General features: G+C 34.7%; 13 protein-coding genes. 4 read left to right on the forward strand and 9 right to left on the reverse strand.

The window, feature by feature from the left end:
- Positions 1–23: 23 nt before the first annotated feature.
- The 7 genes from C6368_RS00230 to asnS form a co-directional block, all read right to left on the reverse strand.
- Positions 24–443: an IPExxxVDY family protein gene (locus C6368_RS00230; RefSeq protein WP_107037164.1), complete on the reverse strand. Its 420-nt coding sequence runs from the start codon at positions 441–443 to the stop codon at positions 24–26.
- Positions 444–506: 63 nt separating this feature from the next.
- Entirely contained in the window at positions 507–2,657 is a 2,151-nt protein-coding gene (locus C6368_RS00235) for a DUF5060 domain-containing protein (RefSeq protein ID WP_107037165.1), read from the reverse strand.
- 75 nt (positions 2,658–2,732) lie between these two features.
- Positions 2,733–3,470 carry a cyclase family protein gene (locus C6368_RS00240; protein ID WP_107037166.1) on the reverse strand — a complete coding sequence of 246 codons (738 nt, stop codon included), beginning with the start codon at positions 3,468–3,470 and terminating at the stop codon, positions 2,733–2,735.
- A gap of 37 nt (positions 3,471–3,507) precedes the next feature.
- Positions 3,508–4,311 carry a M48 family metalloprotease gene (locus C6368_RS00245; protein ID WP_107037439.1) on the reverse strand — a complete coding sequence of 268 codons (804 nt, stop codon included), beginning with the start codon at positions 4,309–4,311 and terminating at the stop codon, positions 3,508–3,510.
- Positions 4,312–4,325: 14 nt separating this feature from the next.
- Positions 4,326–4,973 carry a hypothetical protein gene (locus C6368_RS00250; protein ID WP_107037167.1) on the reverse strand — a complete coding sequence of 216 codons (648 nt, stop codon included), beginning with the start codon at positions 4,971–4,973 and terminating at the stop codon, positions 4,326–4,328.
- Positions 4,973–6,418, reverse strand: coding sequence for an RNA polymerase factor sigma-54 (rpoN, locus tag C6368_RS00255; protein ID WP_107037168.1), 1,446 nt, complete (start codon positions 6,416–6,418; stop codon positions 4,973–4,975). Before rpoN ends, C6368_RS00250 begins: the two co-directional genes overlap by 1 nt.
- Positions 6,419–6,896: 478 nt before the next feature.
- Entirely contained in the window at positions 6,897–8,336 is a 1,440-nt protein-coding gene (gene asnS, locus C6368_RS00260; RefSeq protein WP_107037169.1) for an asparagine--tRNA ligase, read from the reverse strand.
- A 454-nt stretch (positions 8,337–8,790) separates the two neighbouring features.
- Between asnS and C6368_RS00265 the strand changes: the two genes are divergently transcribed.
- Entirely contained in the window at positions 8,791–10,464 is a 1,674-nt protein-coding gene (locus C6368_RS00265; RefSeq protein WP_107037170.1) for a DUF6909 family protein, read from the forward strand.
- A gap of 201 nt (positions 10,465–10,665) precedes the next feature.
- Positions 10,666–11,976, forward strand: a complete 1,311-nt coding sequence (gene ahcY / locus C6368_RS00270; protein ID WP_107037171.1) for an adenosylhomocysteinase — start codon at positions 10,666–10,668, stop codon at positions 11,974–11,976.
- A 386-nt stretch (positions 11,977–12,362) separates the two neighbouring features.
- Here the strand turns inward: ahcY and C6368_RS00275 are convergent, their stop codons facing one another.
- Positions 12,363–12,974: a 50S ribosomal protein L25 gene (locus tag C6368_RS00275; RefSeq protein WP_107037172.1), complete on the reverse strand. Its 612-nt coding sequence runs from the start codon at positions 12,972–12,974 to the stop codon at positions 12,363–12,365.
- A gap of 14 nt (positions 12,975–12,988) precedes the next feature.
- Positions 12,989–13,927: a ribose-phosphate pyrophosphokinase gene (locus C6368_RS00280; RefSeq protein WP_107037173.1), complete on the reverse strand. Its 939-nt coding sequence runs from the start codon at positions 13,925–13,927 to the stop codon at positions 12,989–12,991.
- A 643-nt stretch (positions 13,928–14,570) separates the two neighbouring features.
- On the opposite strand from C6368_RS00280, the gene hutI reads away from it, so the two are divergent.
- Both hutI and C6368_RS00290 read left to right on the forward strand, forming a co-directional pair.
- Complete coding sequence (hutI, locus tag C6368_RS00285) at positions 14,571–15,836, forward strand: imidazolonepropionase (protein ID WP_107037174.1); 1,266 nt, start codon at positions 14,571–14,573, stop codon at positions 15,834–15,836.
- Positions 15,837–15,865: 29 nt separating this feature from the next.
- Positions 15,866–19,135, forward strand: a complete 3,270-nt coding sequence (locus C6368_RS00290; RefSeq protein WP_107037175.1) for a TraB/GumN family protein — start codon at positions 15,866–15,868, stop codon at positions 19,133–19,135.
- The last annotated feature ends 369 nt before the right edge of the window (positions 19,136–19,504 follow it).

A 19,504-nucleotide genomic window follows, 5' to 3' on the forward strand; every position in this document is an offset into this window, starting at 1 on the left:
TTAAATATTATAGTTCCTTCAATTTAAAATATAAACTTACTCGCTGATTTCAAATCATACGGATCAAAGCTTATTGCGGTTAAAATACTCGGTATTTCCTTGAGTTGAGTTAACAAGTTGTCAATATTTGCAACTCCCGCTTCTTGCATAACCAAGAAAAAATCAATTTGTGATTTCTCTGGCACTAAAAAATTACCATTGTTCTTGTTTTGAATCAAATAGTAAAAAACGCTTTCTTTTTTATCTTCCCATTCATATAAGGAATGCGATGAATTGATCACTCCTTTTTTTCCAGAAACCATAAATGGCTCCCTTGATTTTTTAAGTTGTAAACCAATTTTTTCATTTATAGACCAACAGACTCTATAATCTCCTTGGTGGCTACATAAACCTATTAAATCAAAATTAAAATCGTCCTCTAAATTCAGGGTATACTTTGTCATAAATCTGTTATACAAGAAATCAAATTTACAAATTTTTGAACGATACTCAACATTATTATTACGTTAATTATAACGCTCTATTCTATACCACAACAAAGGGGTTCCGGTCTTTTTAGGAGTGAGAATTGGATGTGTTAATTTAAGATTTCCAAATATGGATGTTCGCAAGTTAGCTTCCGAAATTAATGAATGATTTGTATAATCATAAAACAAAAGTCTATACTTGGTAAACGCCTTTAAACCTTCGACCTTCATCCTTTTCGGACGCCAAGAGATTTCAATTGGCGTTTTGAAATTCTCATCGATTCTTCCGCAGCCATTTTCGCTCAAATTCTCTATTTCATCCACATCGACTGTAAAAATATTAAAGGTTCGATTGTAAACATATCCAGCAGCAACATCACTATCCTTCCCAATTATGTATTGATGCTCAACAACATCTTTATCGATAGGGTTAAAATTGATTTTCTCTCGACCTAATGCAGTTTTAGAATTTACTATTTCCGAAAACCAATCAGAATTGAAATAATCTTTCGCAGAAATAATATCAGGCCAGGAAACACTTTCATCTCTAAAATTAATGTGTGATTTATCTACGCCATTGTCAATAAAAGCGGCCCAAATAAAGTGCCCTATTGCACCGGTGTAAGCATAGCGCATCACGTCTATTTTATGGCCTTGGTAATCTGAACACATGTGCGTTTCATCTCCATGGTCAGATTCTCCAAAAAGAACAGGCTTATTGTAGGTTTTACGTAACCTTTCGATAATAGCAGCCATAGAATTTTCTTCTTCACCAAAAATATTATTTGAACTAGATTTGGAGTGAATCAATTTTGCCGGACTTGTAGAATAATAAGAAATTGTAATAAAATCTACATCATCCAAATACCAAGTGCTATCTACATAACCATCTTCTTCATTGGTAAAATGGGAATAAATAGCAGTCTTACCAACTGGAAAACGACCTACTGCAGTTAATAAATGATTGTTGTACTGAATTGAATCTTTGATATAGCTACCCATTTGTTTATGGTATTCATAAACTGCTTTCCTAGCAATATCTCCAGCCGCCGACGCTTGATCGTAAGGATGTTCATTTGCATAAGGATTTTCATCCATGTGCCAAGGTTCACATAATAACTCAATTGTAGCAATACTAGTAGAATATCCCCATCTGGCCATAATGTAGCGGATTCTTTCCTTCAAAAAACGCATACCTTCTTCATGCAAAAACATATCTGAAGGAGTTTTACTATCCAACATTACTGAATATCCTGAAGGAACAAAAGGATCTTTGTAAGGCCACGCTTTGGGATCAGGCCAATAATCAGCATAATCATAGCGAAATTGAGAATAATCGCCCAATTTCATGAAATAAGAATGATACATCAAATTAAAATTAATTAGCGTATTATTTTCCTCACAAATTGAAAGTAATTGATCCATTTCCCATGAAAGATTTTGGCGATTTTGATAGTACCCTACTTCTTCAAACTCCACATCCAAAACACTTGGATGCATAAACATTCTAAAATACTCTCCTCCTTGCAAAATATAATCTTGTACTTGATGCTGATATTCGTCCCAAGCGGCTAGATCTAAATTTTCATCTGTTGAATACATTAAATTATTCTTATTGGAAGGAAATGGAAGGTTTATTCCAGTTGGAATAATCGTTTCTCCATCACGTTCTAAATATTGCGTTGAGTCATTTAAAGAAACAAACCCTTTATTATCAGAAGAAACAACATTAAAACTATGAACCACTGTTTTGAATGCCGACTTTCCATTAACCTCAACAGTCATATAAACTTGCCAGTTTCCTAATTCCGTTGGAGCGAATCGAACCCTAAACTGTTTGTTCGTTTCTAATTGTTCCCAAATATTTAGATCATGATTTCTTCGCATATCAGTATACCAAAATCCGATGGCTGTAAATTGAGATTTTTCATGCTTAAAGTGTGCTTCTACATTAATATCCCAGCTCATAAAAGGATTTAATCCACCTCTATTATTTGGTTCGCCTTCCATATAAACCTGAATAGAATCGAGAATTTCTGGGGGTAAATTTAAACCCAATTCCAAGCGAGAGTTTAATGAAACTTGTGACTGATCTTGATTTATAAATTCAAAATCCAAGTTTTCAGGAAAAGTTAATTGGCTAAAAGTAAAAATAGGAAAGATTAAAAATAAAACTAAAACACAACGCATAGAATGGTCTTTTGAGATTTAAATATAAGCAATAAAAAGTAAGGATTTAATTAAACATGCTTTTAACCTCTAAAATCATTCCATTGAATAAAGAACTGGTCTACTCGGTGCTGCGTCATTTTCAAAGGCCGAGATTTGTAAATTCAGTAAGTATTCTCCGTCTTTTGCTACTTCTGGAACAAAAATCATTTCTGTGATGGTTCTATCGAAACGTGGATTTTTTGGAACTTCCCAAAACGCATGATGAAATGCCAATTCTCCCCCATCTGACTCTTTGTCAACGCTCGGTAAATCGATAAGTAGATGCTTAACTTTTAAATCATTCATGAGTTTCAAGCATTCAATATCAATATAAGGAGGATTTGTTGAAGAGTAGTTTTTAGATTTTTTTTCTATTGTATTTGGTAGTGTCCTAATAATTAAAGCTTCAATTTCAGAATAAGCTGTCAGCGATTCTAGTTGATCCAGAGTGATTACAGAATCATCACCTCTTTTTTCTGGTCTAACACTAATTATTACAGCCTGAAAAAAATATTGATTCAAATGCTCATTAATAGAATAAACTTCTGGTGTAATGTGACCTAAACATTCAGTATGAGTTCCATGCCCATGAGGATTAAAGAAAATATTTCTGAAGTTAACAGCACCACCATCTTTTACAGAACCTATCCAACCATCTTCCATTACAGGTTCAAACCTAGGAGGTTTTACATACCAAGCAGTTGGATTATTTTCATCATTTGATAAAGGAATAGACAAGTCAATACCTTTAGTTAAATCAATTTTTTTACCGTTCTGTGTTGTTAGAATCATGCTGTTTTTTTTCTTTAAAATCAGAACTCAATACTGGCTAAGGTAGAGACCTAACGAACGCTTGATAACGTGTCTGATACGTTTCTTTACCAGTACAACCCTGTTGTGATGCTTCTTCATAGAAAAACTCCACACGATTTGCAGGACTTGGATGAGTACTCAACCATTCTGGTGTAGCAGAACCTCCTTCAGCTTCAATTTTCTCGAAGAACTTTGCTCCTCCAGCTGCGTTATAATCAGTAGGACACAAATAAGTTACAGATGCTTTATCAGCTTCAGTTTCGTGAGATCTCGAGAATTTCAAACTAATGATACTAGCAGTCAAATCCTTAATTAAAGCTCGGTCACCTGCAATTATATTCAACATAGTTTGAACACCATATAATTTGGTCATTTGACGAGTTGAGTGGCGTAAATCTGCATGTCCAATTTCGTGGGCTAAAACTCCTGCCAATTGTTCCTCAGAATCCAAGTATTTTATCAATCCAGTATAAACATAAATATAGCCTCCTGGCGTACAAAAAGCATTCTTTGTGTTATCATCTTTAATTATTCTTACTCTCCAAGCAAAATCTTCTTTATGCGTAACATTTCCGGAGTTCAAAATTTTATTTCTCATATCATAAATGTAACGATATGGAGCAGGATTTTGAGCACTATCTAAAACAGGATATTCTGCATTATTCCCATCAATTTCTGCGGCAACTTCTCTCCCCAATTCTTTGTCATTTTCGATTGTAAAAAGATTAAAGCTTTTCAGCCCTCCGCCATTTGTCAAACCACAACTCATTAGAAAGGTAACCGATGATAATAAAACAGTGATATTTAATAATTTTCTCATATTTTCAATAGATTTTAAGGGTAAAAATAAATACAAATAACTTGTGATGCAAATCCTAACAAATATCCTGCACCAACTTCTTTTAAGGTATGTGCTTTTAGAAATAAACGAGCTGTCATCACCAGACCTCCAACCACTAACACGGTGATGAGCATATTGATAGGTGCTTGCTCAAGTGGAACAGAAAACATATAAACAAAGCCGAATAATGACCCCATTCCCATACCATGTAAACTTATTTTGGACTTTTTAGTAATAAAGTAGGCCAGAAATGAACTTAAAGCTCCACCAACAACCATAGCTTTTATGATAGACGGAATAAGCGCATTTTCTGCTTGAAACATTAAAAACAAATACAATATTATGCAATAAAATGTCATAATTGCGATTGGCGTCAATCGTTCTTCTTTGCTTTCCATATGCAACGAAGAAATGGTTTTATTGAGCCGTAGCACAACTAAAGATAGTCCTGGAGCCATTACGATAAATACCAGAAAGAGCAGTATAAATAAAAATTTAACATTAGGATCTAACAAATATAAAGATTCACTTGCTACAAATGAACTGGATTGAACTGGCAAGAACAAAACAATTAACAAACCATAAATTGGTGTGAATAGTGGCAAGAAAACCCATGAAAGTAACGCTGAAATTTGTTTCATTAAAGTTCTTTTCTTAATCTGGCTACAGGAATATTTAATTGTTCGCGGTATTTCGCTACAGTTCTCCTTGCTATGTTATATCCTTTTTCTTTTAGCAAACCAGCCAATTTCTCATCCGTTAAGGGTTTACGTTTGTGTTCATCGCCAACTGCTTCTAATAAAATTTGTTTTACTTCTCTTGTAGAAACTTCTTCTCCAGAATCTGTAGAAAGTGATTCCGAGAAAAAATGTTTCAAAGAAAAAGTTCCGTATTGCGTTTGAACATATTTTGAATTGGCCACACGTGAAATTGTTGAGATGTCTAAATCAACTATTTCTGCGATGTCTTTTAAAATCATTGGTCGCAGCTCTGTATCATCACCCGTAAGAAAATATTCCTTTTGGTAGTTCATTATAGCCGTCATGGTAGAAAACAAAGTGTTTTGACGTTGCTGTATCGCATCTATAAACCACTTTGCAGAATCCAATTTACTTTTCACGAATGTAAGTGCCTCCTTATCTGTTTTTTTCAACTTCGCTCCGTCTGAATAGTTTTGCAACATTTGTTTATAACCTTTGTTGATTTTTAACTCGGGAGCGTTTCTTCCATTCAGTGACAAAACAAGTTTACCGTCTTCATCCATAATTTGGAAATCTGGAACAACTTGTTGCAAAGATTTTGAAGAACTTTTTAGCGATCCTCCTGGTTTTGGATTTAAACGAATTATTTCGTGAACAGCATCCTTTAAATCCTCCTCCGAAATTTCCATTTTAGCTACGATTTTCTTGTAGTGTTTTTTGGTAAACTCTTCAAAATAATCTTCTAAAATTTTCAAAGCTGTGTATCGTGTAATATCTCCATCTTGTCTTCTCTCCATCTGAAGAATTAAGCATTCTTGCAAATCCCTTGCACCAACTCCTGGAGGATCTAATTCTTGCACGTGCTCCAAAACGCCTTCTAAATCCGCTTCTGTTGTATGCAAGTTTTGAGAAAAAGCCAAATCATCTACTATTGATTCGAGATCTCTTTCCAAATATCCAGCATCATCCAAACTACCAATTAAATAAGTTGCAATCAACACTTCTTCTTCGGTGAGAATTTGCATATTCAACTGACTCAACATCAATTCTTGAAAAGTTTTTCCGGAAGAAAGTGGCATAGACTTTTCTTCGTCGTCTTTACTTTTATTGTTTACACTCGTTTTATAGGTTGGTTCATCATCTGTCAAATATTCATCAATGTCGAAATCCCTTTCGTCTTCGCCAGATTCTTCCTCATATTCTTCTTGCTCAAATTCGTCCTCTTCTACATCTTTCCCTTCTTCAAGGGCCGGATTCACCTCCAATTCTTGTTTAATTCGTTGATCCAATTCCATAGTCGGCACCTGCAACAATTTCATCAACTGAATTTGCTGTGGTGAGAGCTTTTGCTCCATCTTTTGAGAAAATGACTGTTTAAGTGCCATAGTTATTAATTTTCAGGCTTAAAATAAATATAATTAGCCAATTTATTGATTTTATTTCTAAAATGTGTTGAGCAAACTAATTCAAGTTTCACTACAATGGTAAATTTAAAAATATTTGAGTTATATCCGTGGTTTTTGAAATACATCTCAACATTTGGCGGCTAGTTGTTGTAGTGTTGCTACATTTTTCTCATACGGAGGAAAAGGAGTTTTGTTAAATTTTATTATCACCGCTTCGCTCTGTTTATTTTTTACACAGAGGAAAAGGGAGGATTTTCACAGAGATTCATGGAGGGTCAGCCTTAGAGAAGGAGATAAAAAGGTGATTGTTTTTTTTTTAGTTTGATGGTCGCTTCGCTCTTTTTGTTACACAGAGGAAAACAACAAGAGCGAAGCGAATATAAGCCTTTTATCACGGAAACCTCTGTGATAAAAATTGAGCGAAGCGAAAACACCTCAACTCTACATTCCTTAAAGACTAGAAATCAGCGTTACCCGGTGTTCTTGGAAAAGGAATTACATCACGAATATTTGTCATTCCTGTTGCAAACATCACCATTCTTTCGAATCCTAGACCGAATCCTGCATGCGGAACTGTTCCGAATTTACGTGTATCGATGTACCAGTATAATTCTTCTTCATGAATTTCAAAATCAGCGCATTTCTTCTTCAAGATATCCAAACGTTCTTCACGTTGCGAACCTCCAACGATTTCTCCAATTCCAGGGAATAAAACATCCATTGCTGCAACAGTTTTCCCATCGTCGTTTTGACGCATGTAAAAAGCCTTAATTTCAGCTGGATAATCTGTAATAATTACTGGACAATTGAATTCCTTTTCTACCAAATAACGCTCGTGCTCCGAATGTAAATCTACTCCCCATTCAACATCAAATTTGAATTTCTTCTTTTTGAAAGGTTTCGAATTTCTTAAAATCTGAATTGCTTCTGTATAAGTGATGCGCTTAAATTCATTGTTAGCCACAAACTGCAATCTCTCAATTAAAGTTAATGGGTTTCTATCTTTTTCTGGCTTCCCTTTTTGCTCTTGTGCATCGCGATCGTTCAAGAACTTCACATCATCTGCATAGTTCTCTAAAACATAATTCGATAAATACTTCAAGAACTCTTCTGTCAAGTCCATGTTGTCTTTCAAGTCATTAAAAGCAACCTCAGGTTCTATCATCCAGAATTCCGCTAAGTGACGAGATGTATTTGAATTCTCAGCTCTAAAAGTTGGTCCGAATGTATAAACCTGACCTAAAGCCAAAGCTCCAAGTTCTGCTTCTAACTGACCAGAAACGGTTAAATTCACTGGCTTATCAAAGAAATCTTTGCTGTAATCTACTTTTCCATCTTCCGTTTTCGGAACATTATTTAAGTCAAAGTTGGTAACATGGAACATCTCCCCTGCTCCTTCCGCATCTGAAGATGTCAAAATCGGCGTATGTAAATTATAAAATCCTTTATCGTTAAAGAATTTATGAATTGCGAATGTCAAACCATGACGAATTCTAAATACTGCTCCGAAAGTATTCGTTCTGAAACGCAAATGCGCTTGTTCACGCAAGAATTCTAAACTGTGCTTTTTAGGCTGCATTACCGTTTTCTGAACATCATCTGGATTTGCTTCTCCAAGGATTTTCACCTCATCAACAGCAATTTCCATTGCTTGACCTTTTCCTTCTGACTCAACCAAAGTCCCTTGAACTTCAACAGCTGCAGCAGTACTTATCTTTTTCAACAATGACTCATCAAAATTTTCATAGTCAATTACCGCTTGGATATTATTGATCGTTGACCCATCATTAATCTGGATAAAACGATTGCTTCTAAAAGCCCTCACCCAACCTTTAACAATAACTTTTTCGCCTACTTCAGACGATTCCAATAACGCTTTAATTTTTGTATGTTTCATTGATATAATTTTGACTTCTGCAAAAATAGAAAGTTTCGGGATATAGTGGTTAATAATTGAGAATGGATAATGGATAATTGATAATTTGGTGTTAATATTCCAACTTAGATACCACAACTTCAAAGTGAAAGCAATTTAGCTAAAAATATAAGCTCGCATTTCACATCAAAATTAAAAATATACAACCAATGCGCTTTTTTCGGCAATAGGTACATACTCTTGAAAATTAGGTTAGCGATTTATTACTTACTTTCTATGTTCGGTTACAATTTTCAAGACCCCTTCCCTATTTAATAAAAACTTAATACCCATCAATCCACCCTTTTTACTATATTCGTTAGAATTTCTCAAATTTTGAATGAGCGAAAACCTTATTCCCGTTCAATAAATTAGAGTTTATAAATAAATTAGAGTTTATATTTAATTTAAAATTGACACAAAATACTTGCGATATATGAAAGATAAACAACGCACAAAAGCACAAGAAGCCACACAAGCAATAGAACGTATTTACATAGCTATGCGACACTTATTTAACCGAGGTTTTTACAAACCAATGGGAATCTCTGGTCGAACTTTAAGAGAAGGTTTGCTCGCATTACAACCAGAAATTTATGGCTCAATTGGAGAAGACAAGGTAGAATTGAGTGGATTATTATATGTTTTAGACCGTCTTCCGCACGGAATTGAAGAGTGTCCGATTGTGAACCTAACAGGAGACGAGGGATATCAATTATCGAATATGAAGTCCATTATTCCGCCAAAGAGAAGAAGAAATTGCTACCGTATTGATAAAGATCAAATGAATGTTGAAATCACACGAGGTCGTTCGGATATTTATGATATTCTAACTCACTTGACATTCTTGTTCATTGAATCACATAAGATTGCGAATAGAGTGGTGATTAACGATAAAGGAACTCTGACCAGCGAATGGTTAAAATTTGAAAAAGTGATTTTACAAGATGAAATTACGAATGATGAATTGGAGATTGCGATGTTCCACTGTGCAAATATTTTAGGTCGAACATTTGAAGAAGTACTAGCAGTTCACAAAGCACTTGCCACCAAAGAAATGCCTAACAGATTGCTTAAAGTTATCTATTGGCTAGGGAAATTAGCAGTTGAAGAAGTATTAGAAATCAATAAACGAATTATTTTGTTTAGTCCAGTTCTGCGAGAAAGGACTGGTCACCACATGCATGGAGAACGCTGGGCTAACCGCATTAAACGAGAATTAGAAAAACAAGATTTATTGGATCGTCCAATTCATATCATCAGTGCTAATATGCACAGTGTAATGAATTATTTATTCAGTAAACAAACGGTTACGAGCAGTAAAGAAAAGCCCGTTAAAATAGAAGTTTTTGAAAGGTTAAGTCAGCCGGAAAATTCCAAAGAAAGAAAACAAATTAGCGATTTAGCAGCTGAACAAGGTATGACCTACCTTAAAGATGTTTCAGGAACTAACATAGATGTTCAAATCTTTGATTTAGCTAAAATAGATTTCGACAAAAGTTATTTATCAAAGGTTAATAAAGAAACAAACGCCGTATTAATTGTAATGGATTACGCATTTGGAGAACAAGCTTTCGAAACGATGGATGAGCTATTAAAGCCCTTCAAAAAAGCTAAAAATGGACCTGTGAATCTCAATGTTTCTTCGGTTTCTATTATGGGGAAGGCTGGAATATTGAAAGGTGGAAAAGGAGACCTTATGATTCCTCAAGCACACGTTTTCGAAGGAACAACAGACAATTATCCATTTGAAAATGAAATCACCTTAGCTGATTTTGAAAACGAAGATATCGAAGTGAGTGATGGACACATGATTACAGTTTTGGGTACTTCCTTGCAAAACAGAGAAATGTTAAGTTATTTCAAGAAATCAACCTGGAAAGTTGTTGGATTAGAAATGGAAGGAGCACATTATCAAAAAGCGATTCAAGCCGCTTCAAAAATAAGAAACAGCATAAATTCTGATGTAAAAGTTAGGTATGCTTATTACGCTTCAGATAACCCATTGGAAACAGGAAGTACATTAGCTTCAGGAGGACTCGGTTTGACCGGTGTGAAACCAACTTATTTGATTACAGAGAAATTTTTGAAACAAATCGTTCGACAATAGGGAATATTGAGGTTTGAGAAATTAGGGAAAGGCAGAATAACAAAAGTGAGGAGTAAAAAGAAGAATTTATAGGTTATTGTATACCTATTAACGTTTCCATTTGACAATCCAAAACTTTAATTCCCAAATGGTTTTGATATTAACTTTTAATTTGCTTACTTTTGTATTCGATTTAAGAAAACATTTAGAAAATTAGAATAAATGAGTGAAACAAAAGAACAATTGAAATACAAGGTTAAAGATATCAGCCTTGCAGATTACGGAAGAAAAGAAATTAGACTTGCCGAGGCAGATATGCCAGGATTAATGTCATTGCGTAAAGAATATGGTGCTGATAAACCATTAAAAGGTGCACGTATTGCAGGTTGTTTGCACATGACTATTCAGACAGCTGTTCTAATTGAAACATTAGTTGAATTAGGTGCAGATGTAACTTGGTCTTCTTGTAACATTTTCTCTACACAAGATCACGCAGCTGCTGCCATTGCTGCAGCAGGAATTCCAGTTTTCGCATGGAAAGGAATGAATGAAGAGGAATTTGACTGGTGTATTGAACAAACATTACACACTTTTAAAGATGGTCAACCTTTAAATATGATTCTTGATGATGGTGGAGATTTAACGAACATGGTATTTGATCGTTTCCCAGAATTAACAAAAGACATTAAAGGACTTTCTGAAGAAACGACTACAGGAGTTCACCGTTTATACGAAAGAAAGAAAAATGGTACTTTAGTAATGCCAGCAATCAACGTAAACGATTCAGTTACAAAATCTAAATTTGACAACAAATACGGATGTAAAGAATCATTAGTTGATGCAATTCGTCGTGCTACTGATACAATGATGGCTGGTAAAGTTGTTGTTGTTTGTGGATACGGAGATGTTGGTAAAGGTTCTGCAGCTTCACTTAGAGGTGCTGGTGCACGTGTAATCGTTACTGAAATCGACCCAATTTGTGCGCTTCAAGCTGCAATGGATGGTTTCGAAGTTAAAAAATTGGATAGTGTTGTTGACCGTGTTGATATCGTTGTTACAACGACTGGAAACAAAGACATCGTTGTTGGTCGTCACTTCAAAAAAATGAAAGACAAAGTAATCGTTTGTAACATTGGCCACTTCGACAATGAAATCGACGTTGCTTGGTTAAACGAGAACGCTACAACAAAAGACGAAATTAAACCACAAGTTGATTTATATGACTTAGATGGAAAAGATATCATTCTTTTAGCTGAAGGTCGTTTAGTAAACTTAGGTTGTGCTACAGGTCACCCATCATTCGTTATGTCTAACTCTTTTGCTAACCAAACTTTGGCGCAAATGGAGCTTTGGAACAACACTGACAAATATGAAAACGATGTTTATATGTTGCCAAAACACCTTGATGAGAAAGTTGCTGAATTGCACCTTGCGAAAATTGGTGTTGAGCTAGAAGAACTTTCTAAAGATCAAGCCGATTATATCGGAGTTGATGTTAAAGGGCCATATAAGCCAGAACATTACCGTTACTAGTCTTTTCTGTTTTTAAAGCTCAATAGCGGCGTTGCAATTAGTTTTGAAAATTAAACCTTCGACTGAGCCCAGTGCATCGCATTGACAAAAGTCAACTTATAATTTGAAAAACATACGAGCCTTGCTCTAGAGCTTCAAAAATCAGAAAATAGCATTATAGCATATTGAAAGAGTCTAAACAATTAAGTTTAGACTCTTTTTTTTTTGGAAATTATTCTCCAGAAAAGATGATGTACCGTTTGCAAACCGTCCATATCTTTTCTATTCCAATCTTTTTGAAACGCCATGCATACCTAAATTGGGCAAGTATACCTCTTCAAAAAAAGGCCAAAAAAAAAGCCCCGACTAAAAGTCGAGGCCTTAAACATTTTAAAGTATATTGTTTGTTAATCTTCAGTCGATTCAGCAGCTTCTTCAGCTCCTTCTTCTTCTTCGTCATCATCTGTATCAACAGCACCACGAGACATTTTAACTGAAACTACAACAGCACTTTCATTTTCCAATGTTTTTACACCTGGCATATCGATATCTCTTACACGGATTGACTGACCAATACGAAGAGGTGTGATATCAATTTCTACTTCATTTGGAAGATCTTTAGGAAGACCTTCTACTTTTAATGTACGGAAGATAGTCATTAAACGACCACCATTCAATACACCTTTAGAACGACCAGTAACACGGATTGGAATACCAATTTTTACTGGTTTATCATCAGCTAATTCAAGAAAATCAACATGCATTGGTTTATCCGTAATCGGGTGCATTTGTTTTGCTTGGATTATCGCCATTTTCTTTGTACCATCAAGATCCAATTCTATTTGGTAAACATTTGGTGAAAAGATTAATTTTTCTAAATCTACTGAACGAACTGAAAAGCAAAATTGCTCTCCTGATCCGTAAAGTACACAAGGAACATTACCGTTAGCTCTAACAGCTTTTGTTTCCTTTTTTCCTACGCTCGCTCTAAGCGAACCGCTCAATTGTACTACTTTCATTGTTTTGTTTTAATTTATGATATTATAAAATGTTTACTAATTGATTTGTCGTGAACCATTCTTTGGATTACATCTCCAAATAATGGAGCCACAGAAACTACACGAATCTTATTGCTTTGTCTCTTCAACGGAATTGTATCAGTTACGATCAATTCTGTAATTTTAGAAGCCTCTATACGTTCATAAGCTGGACCTGAAAGAACAGCATGTGAAATATATGCTCGAACACTATTCGCTCCTTGATCCATCATAAGGTCTGCCGCTTTTGTTAAAGTTCCAGCAGTATCTATCATGTCATCTACAAGCACTACGTCTTTTCCTTTTACATCACCAATCACGGTCATTTCAGAAATTACATTGGCTTTTGCTCTTTGCTTGTGACAAAGTGCCAAACCTAAGTCTAATTTTTTAGCATAAGAATTGGCGCGTTTTGCACCTCCTACATCTGGAGCTGCCATAACAACATTTCCACTTTCTGCCATTTTTTGAATTTCTGGAAAGAAAACAGTTGAAGCATACAAATGATCAACAGGAACTTCAAAGAAACCTTGAATTTGATCTGCATGTAAATCCGTTGTCATTACACGACTCACTCCTGCAGCCATTAACATATTTGCAACCAATTTTGCTCCAATGGCAACACGCGGTTTGTCTTTTCTATCCTGACGTGCAAAACCGAAATAAGGCATAACGGCAATAATTTTACGCGCAGAAGCACGTTTTGCTGCATCAACCATCAACAACAACTCCATCAAGTTATCTGAAGGAGGTGGTGTAGATTGAATAATAAAAACATCTTTTCCACGAACCGTTTCCTCAAACGAAGGCTGAAACTCTCCATCGCTAAACTCAGCTACGGTAACCTCTCCTAAAGGAATTCCAAATTCTTTAGCTATTTCTGCACCCAACTTTTGAGTGGCTCTACCTGCAAATATTTTTACTTCTTTTGACATCACTTGATAGTTTTCAAGGGGACAAAGTTACATAAATATATTGTCTAAGCACCAATACTTAATAATAGAATTCTGCTTAATGCTTATCGGATACTTTACCCCGAACTACTTTTGAATAAAAACATCACTAATAACCGGTGTTTTTCTTTTTGGCATCGCCCCATAAAGAAACAAAAATGTCTAGCGCCTGATATTTTTTATTGTCTCCACTCCTAGAAGTCGATAATGTCGGTGATCTCTTTCGCAAGCTCCAGAGCTTCCGCCATTATTAGCGACTTCTAGCACGCTCCATCTTCAAAAAAACATAAAGCGCGTCCAAAAAACAACAGATTTCCTTAAATTTATTTGTTTTGGATTTCATATTGAGGCATTTAAATTTTAGCTCTCCTATAAAATTAAGCTTCCTATTTACAAAGCAAGCCTAATATCGCTGTATAAATAATTTGGGGGTAAAGAAGACGATAGGCACTTTCTGCTTTTATTCTAATCCTAAAATACCATTGGTATTCAGGAACTAAAATCAAGCGATTTGATATGTTTTCAATCTTTATTTTAATTAATCTAACGAATCAATCCTTAAAGATTTGGAATAAGTGCAGTTTCAATTAAATTTGAGCTATATTAAAAAATAGAACTTAGGGTTATGGCGAAAATGTTAATCAAAAACATCAAAGGATTATTTCAAACTGGTGATAATTTACCAAAATATAAAAAGGGTGCACAAATGGATAATGGAGACATTATTGAAAATGCCTTCTTGGCAATTGAGGATGATGAAATTATTGCATTTGGAAAAATGGAAGATTGGGCTGGAATTACCGATTGGAGAGATCTTGATGTAATTGATGCTGAAGGAAAATATGTTTTACCAACTTTTTGTGACTCCCATACCCACGCTGTTTTTGCGGCTACACGAGAAGAAGAATTTGAAGATAGAATTAAAGGTCTTTCTTACGAAGAAATTGCATTAAAAGGTGGTGGAATTTTAAATTCTGCAGCTAAATTGCAAGAAATGGATGAAGATACACTATTCGAAGAAGCGCTAGATAGAATTCATGGATTAGTTGAATACGGAACAGGAGCAATTGAAATAAAATCAGGCTATGGCTTATCAGTTGAAGGAGAATTAAAAATGCTTCGTGTGATTAAAAGATTAAAAGCCGCTTCTCCAATGGAAATTAAGGCAACATTTTTAGGTGCTCATGCATTTCCAAAAGAATATAAAGAGAACCAACAAGCATATATAGATCTTATTGTTAATGAAATGCTACCTAAAATAGCTGAGGAGAAATTAGCTGATTACATCGATTGTTTTTGTGAAAGAAATTATTTCACGGTAGAGCAAATGACACATTTAATGAAAGAAGGAGCTAAATACAACTTGATTCCTAAAGTTCATGTCAATCAGTTCTCAATAATGGGAGGAATAAAAGCAGCTGTTGATCATGGGGCGCTCTCTGTTGACCACCTTGAAGAATTAGATAAAAATGATATTGAAGCTTTAAAAGGAAGTGAAACAATGCCAACTTTTTTGCCTGGTTGTTCTTTTTTCTTATCTATCCCTTTTGGTAAAGCAAGAGAAGTAATAGCTGAAGATTTACCGCTAGCCTTGGCTTCTGACTTCAACCCAGGTTCTTCTCCAAGTGGAAATATGCAACTTTTAACATCAATTGCATGCACAAAAATGAACATGACGCCAATTGAAACGTTAAATGCTACAACTTTAAATACAGCATATGCAATGGGGATTTCTGACACTCATGGCTCGATTACTGTTGGTAAGAAAGCAAATATTATGATAACGAAAGAAATTTCTTCACTTGCTAGAATTCCATACTCCTTTGGTGAAAACATCATTGAGACAGTTATTTTGAATGGGAAAACATTTGCTTTAAACAAAAAAGAATAAAGATTTAAAATAAAATTCACTCACTATTTATGCGTCATTGTTTACTTTTCTTTTCTTTAATACTCGCTTTCTTTTCTGCTGCACAGAAAGGTGGAATCGATAGGTCAAACTACCAATTGTTATGGGAAATTTCTCGAGCGGATATGCAAGGGAATGCCTATTTATTTGGGACGTATCACAGCAATGACAATGATGTTTTTGAATTTCCTGACTCCTTATATTCGGCTTTATTGATGGCTGACGCTGTAGTTTTGGAAACAGACATCACGGAATTTATGTTGGACGAATCCACTATAATTCCAAATTTAGGATACAACAAATCTTATCTTCTAAAATGGGTTGTTCCGGCAAGAAGTACAGATAAGATTACCTATACGGCCTATGGTTCGGATGAAGGTAGACCGCAGTTTATCGACATGTATTTTAAGCAAATCGCGGATAATTGCTCAAAATCATTTTACCCATTAGAAACAATTGAAGATCAATTACAAATTGGTTTAAATAATGAGCTTGATCCTAACGCCCCTAGAAACATAAAAATGATTTCTAGGCAAGAACTGAAGCAGAAGTATTTAGAGGGAAACGCTCGTGATTTGCACAAATACACTAGAAATTCGACACTTGAATACCTTGATTTGTATAAAGATTTAATTGTTGACCGAAATTTTAAAATGGCGGAAGGAATTGACACTTTGGTACATCAACACAATTCTACCTTCATTGCTGTAGGAGCTTCCCATCTACTGGGTTCTAAAGGAATTGTGCCATTATTAAGAAAAAAAGGATATACTGTTAGGGCTGTGAATGCTGATTTTTCTAATGATGAAACCAAAGACGAATTTGCATTAAGAAAATGTGCCAATTATAATTATGTAGACCAAAGATTTGGAGCTAAATTACGTTTTGGTGGAAAACCAGCAATCAAAGAGTTAGGAAATGCTGACCGTTTAATTCAATATCAAGAATTAGGTCAAGGAAACACCTACTCTCTTTCAATTTACAATTATGGTGTTGAGGTTAACCTAGAGAACCAAGTCAGAAATTATTTCAAAGATCCAAAGCTGTCAACAGTTCAATTTGATTCCTTAGCTATCAACAAGGATGTGAAAGCCTATCAAGGTTTAATTACAAATTCAGATGGCAATAAAGAATGGATTAGAATTTTCAAGAAGGGAAATGTCCTTTATACACTTTCTGCTAAAGGAGGTTACAGGTTCATCAACTCCAATCGTTACCTGAAATTCTTTGATGGCTTTCAGTTTACCCAAGATGAGATTGACATTAGAATGAATCAAACCGTGATAAGTGAATCCAAGACAATGCTGCTCAAATTTCCTAAGAATTACTTTTCAGAAAACAGAGTGTTGGATTTTGATAAGGTTTGGGATGTCAAATGGATTAACCCTTTCAATGGTGAAATTCTTTATGCATATGAGAGCATAATGACCGATAACACCATAAGCTATGACAACAAAGAATTTGGAGATTACATCCTTGCACGCTATCATCCCGACAGTGTTAAAATTGACAATAAAAGTCAAATTGAAGGTGAATCTATTTCAAAATCATACATCGCTCATTCGAATGGCTATTTAATTCATGGCAGAATTCGACAAATTGGAAATGTCATTCAGTTTATCGAATACACCGGAAAAGATGAAGTTAGAAGAAAAGAATTTTTGCGTAACTTCGATGCTCTTCAGGCCTTTCCTACAACAAAACAAAATAAAAAAATCACGAATTTAGACTTTGAAACATTCATCAATAAAGGTGATTTCAAATTAGAAATAATTGAAACTGAAAAATATGAATTTCAAGAAACTAAAAATTACAATTTAGTAGATTCTGAAACAAGTATTGCCTATAATGTAATGGTGAAAAAATTTCATCCTTGGTCATTTTCGCAAAAATCCATAAAAGAATTATTGATCGACCAAATTCAGTGGAAAAATGATTTAACAGTCAAAAAAATAGATACAACTTTCGAACTAAATGGACCGATTCCTACAATGAATTTCAGCATTTATTATCCTGGTTCAGAGAACAGGTTTAAAGGAAAGGTAACATTAATTGGTAAAACAATTTTTATTTCCAACATGACATATCCTGAAAAGGCAAACATGCAATACAAGAACATTCCCTTTTTAGACAGTCTAAAGCTCTTTGAAAAGGATTCGGTTTCAATTCAAAAATTGGATATTCCGCTTTTGAAAAATGAAATCATGGTGAATGGCGGTTCTGCGGTGGAGGATTTAATAATTGAAGGACACGTAGGAGATAGTGTATTGCATTTAATGTTAGACTGGCCCGCTCAATTTTGGGACAATTTTGATGAAGAAGGAATACTTTTATCTTCCGTTGTTTATGGTTTAGATTGGAAAACGACTGACCGAAATTTATATGATTATTGGAAAGAAAGAACAAATGCTAAAAATGTGTTCTTTACAATTTCTGTTTTATACAATTTACAGGAAAAGGGCAATTCTGCAGACTATATGAAAGTAGTGAATGAAACTAAAGAAGATAAATCCAATGAAATTGATTTCTATAGGTTTTTAGCAATAAACGACCCTAAAAACGACTTTTTGATCGAAGTTTGGCCTGTATTCAGTACAATGCTTGAAGATAGCTTATCGTGGAACATTAGTTTCATGCTACCCGAATTAATGAACAAGCAATTCTTTCAGGATTATTTCACAAGCGCAAAATTTGTGAAAGCTGTTACCAGTGACACTCAACCACCTTGGGCTGCATTCCGTTATTTTGAAATAATGTTTGAATATGGCCTTCCAAAAGATCAATTTTCAAAGATGTTAAAAGTGTGGAATAAAAACAAAAATGACCACAAAACAGGAAGTATCGCTGCTTGGAGAACTATTATTGGAGAAAAAATTTCAGGAAAGGAAAAACGATTAATTAAAAAAGATGCAGCTGTAGCTATTTCATATTCCAAGGTAATGGCTGTTTCAGAAAACCCTGTTTACGATTTATTGAGCTTCGAACAAATGATTGGTTATATCGCATTTGATCATTACAAGGATGCATATTTTGACAAAGACAAATCCTTAACTTACATCGAAAACAAAGTAATATCAGCAGCTGGGAATCAATTTATATTTGCTTTTTATAAAATTGTAGAAAACGACAAAACATATTACATGGCCAGAGAAATTCCTAAAAACAAAATTTTACCTTCTTATGGAGGTTTTGGCGAAAACACCTTCTTCATTTATGGAAGTGAAGAATATCAACCTGAGAAGATTGAGGAAGAATTGGTGAAGAAGATTGAGAAGAAATAAAAGTGATTAATCTAATTTAAAATATGTTTTTTCGTTTACGTTATGGGGAAACGATTACGGATTAACGACATCCATTCCTGTTCGTAAAAAATGTTCAAAAAAAAATTTTACGTTAAAAAACGGCGATTTGATAAACACAACCGATGATAAAAAAACAAACCACTTTCACCTTTTGAAAGATCCCTCCATTGAGAAAATTAATAATTTTCTCAATGGAGGGATGACGAGGTTCAGAGAGAGAATAAGCAAAAAGAGTTCCCTCAGTCGTTGACACTTCATCGGAATGACGAGCGGTTGGTTTAGCACCATTTCTCCCGAAAACCAACACCATGCGGCGTCATTCCGACAAATTTTTAATTCTTAACTAAG

The sequence above is a fragment of the Brumimicrobium mesophilum genome, from assembly GCF_003025005.1.
Taxonomy (GTDB): domain Bacteria; phylum Bacteroidota; class Bacteroidia; order Flavobacteriales_D; family Crocinitomicaceae; genus Brumimicrobium; species Brumimicrobium mesophilum.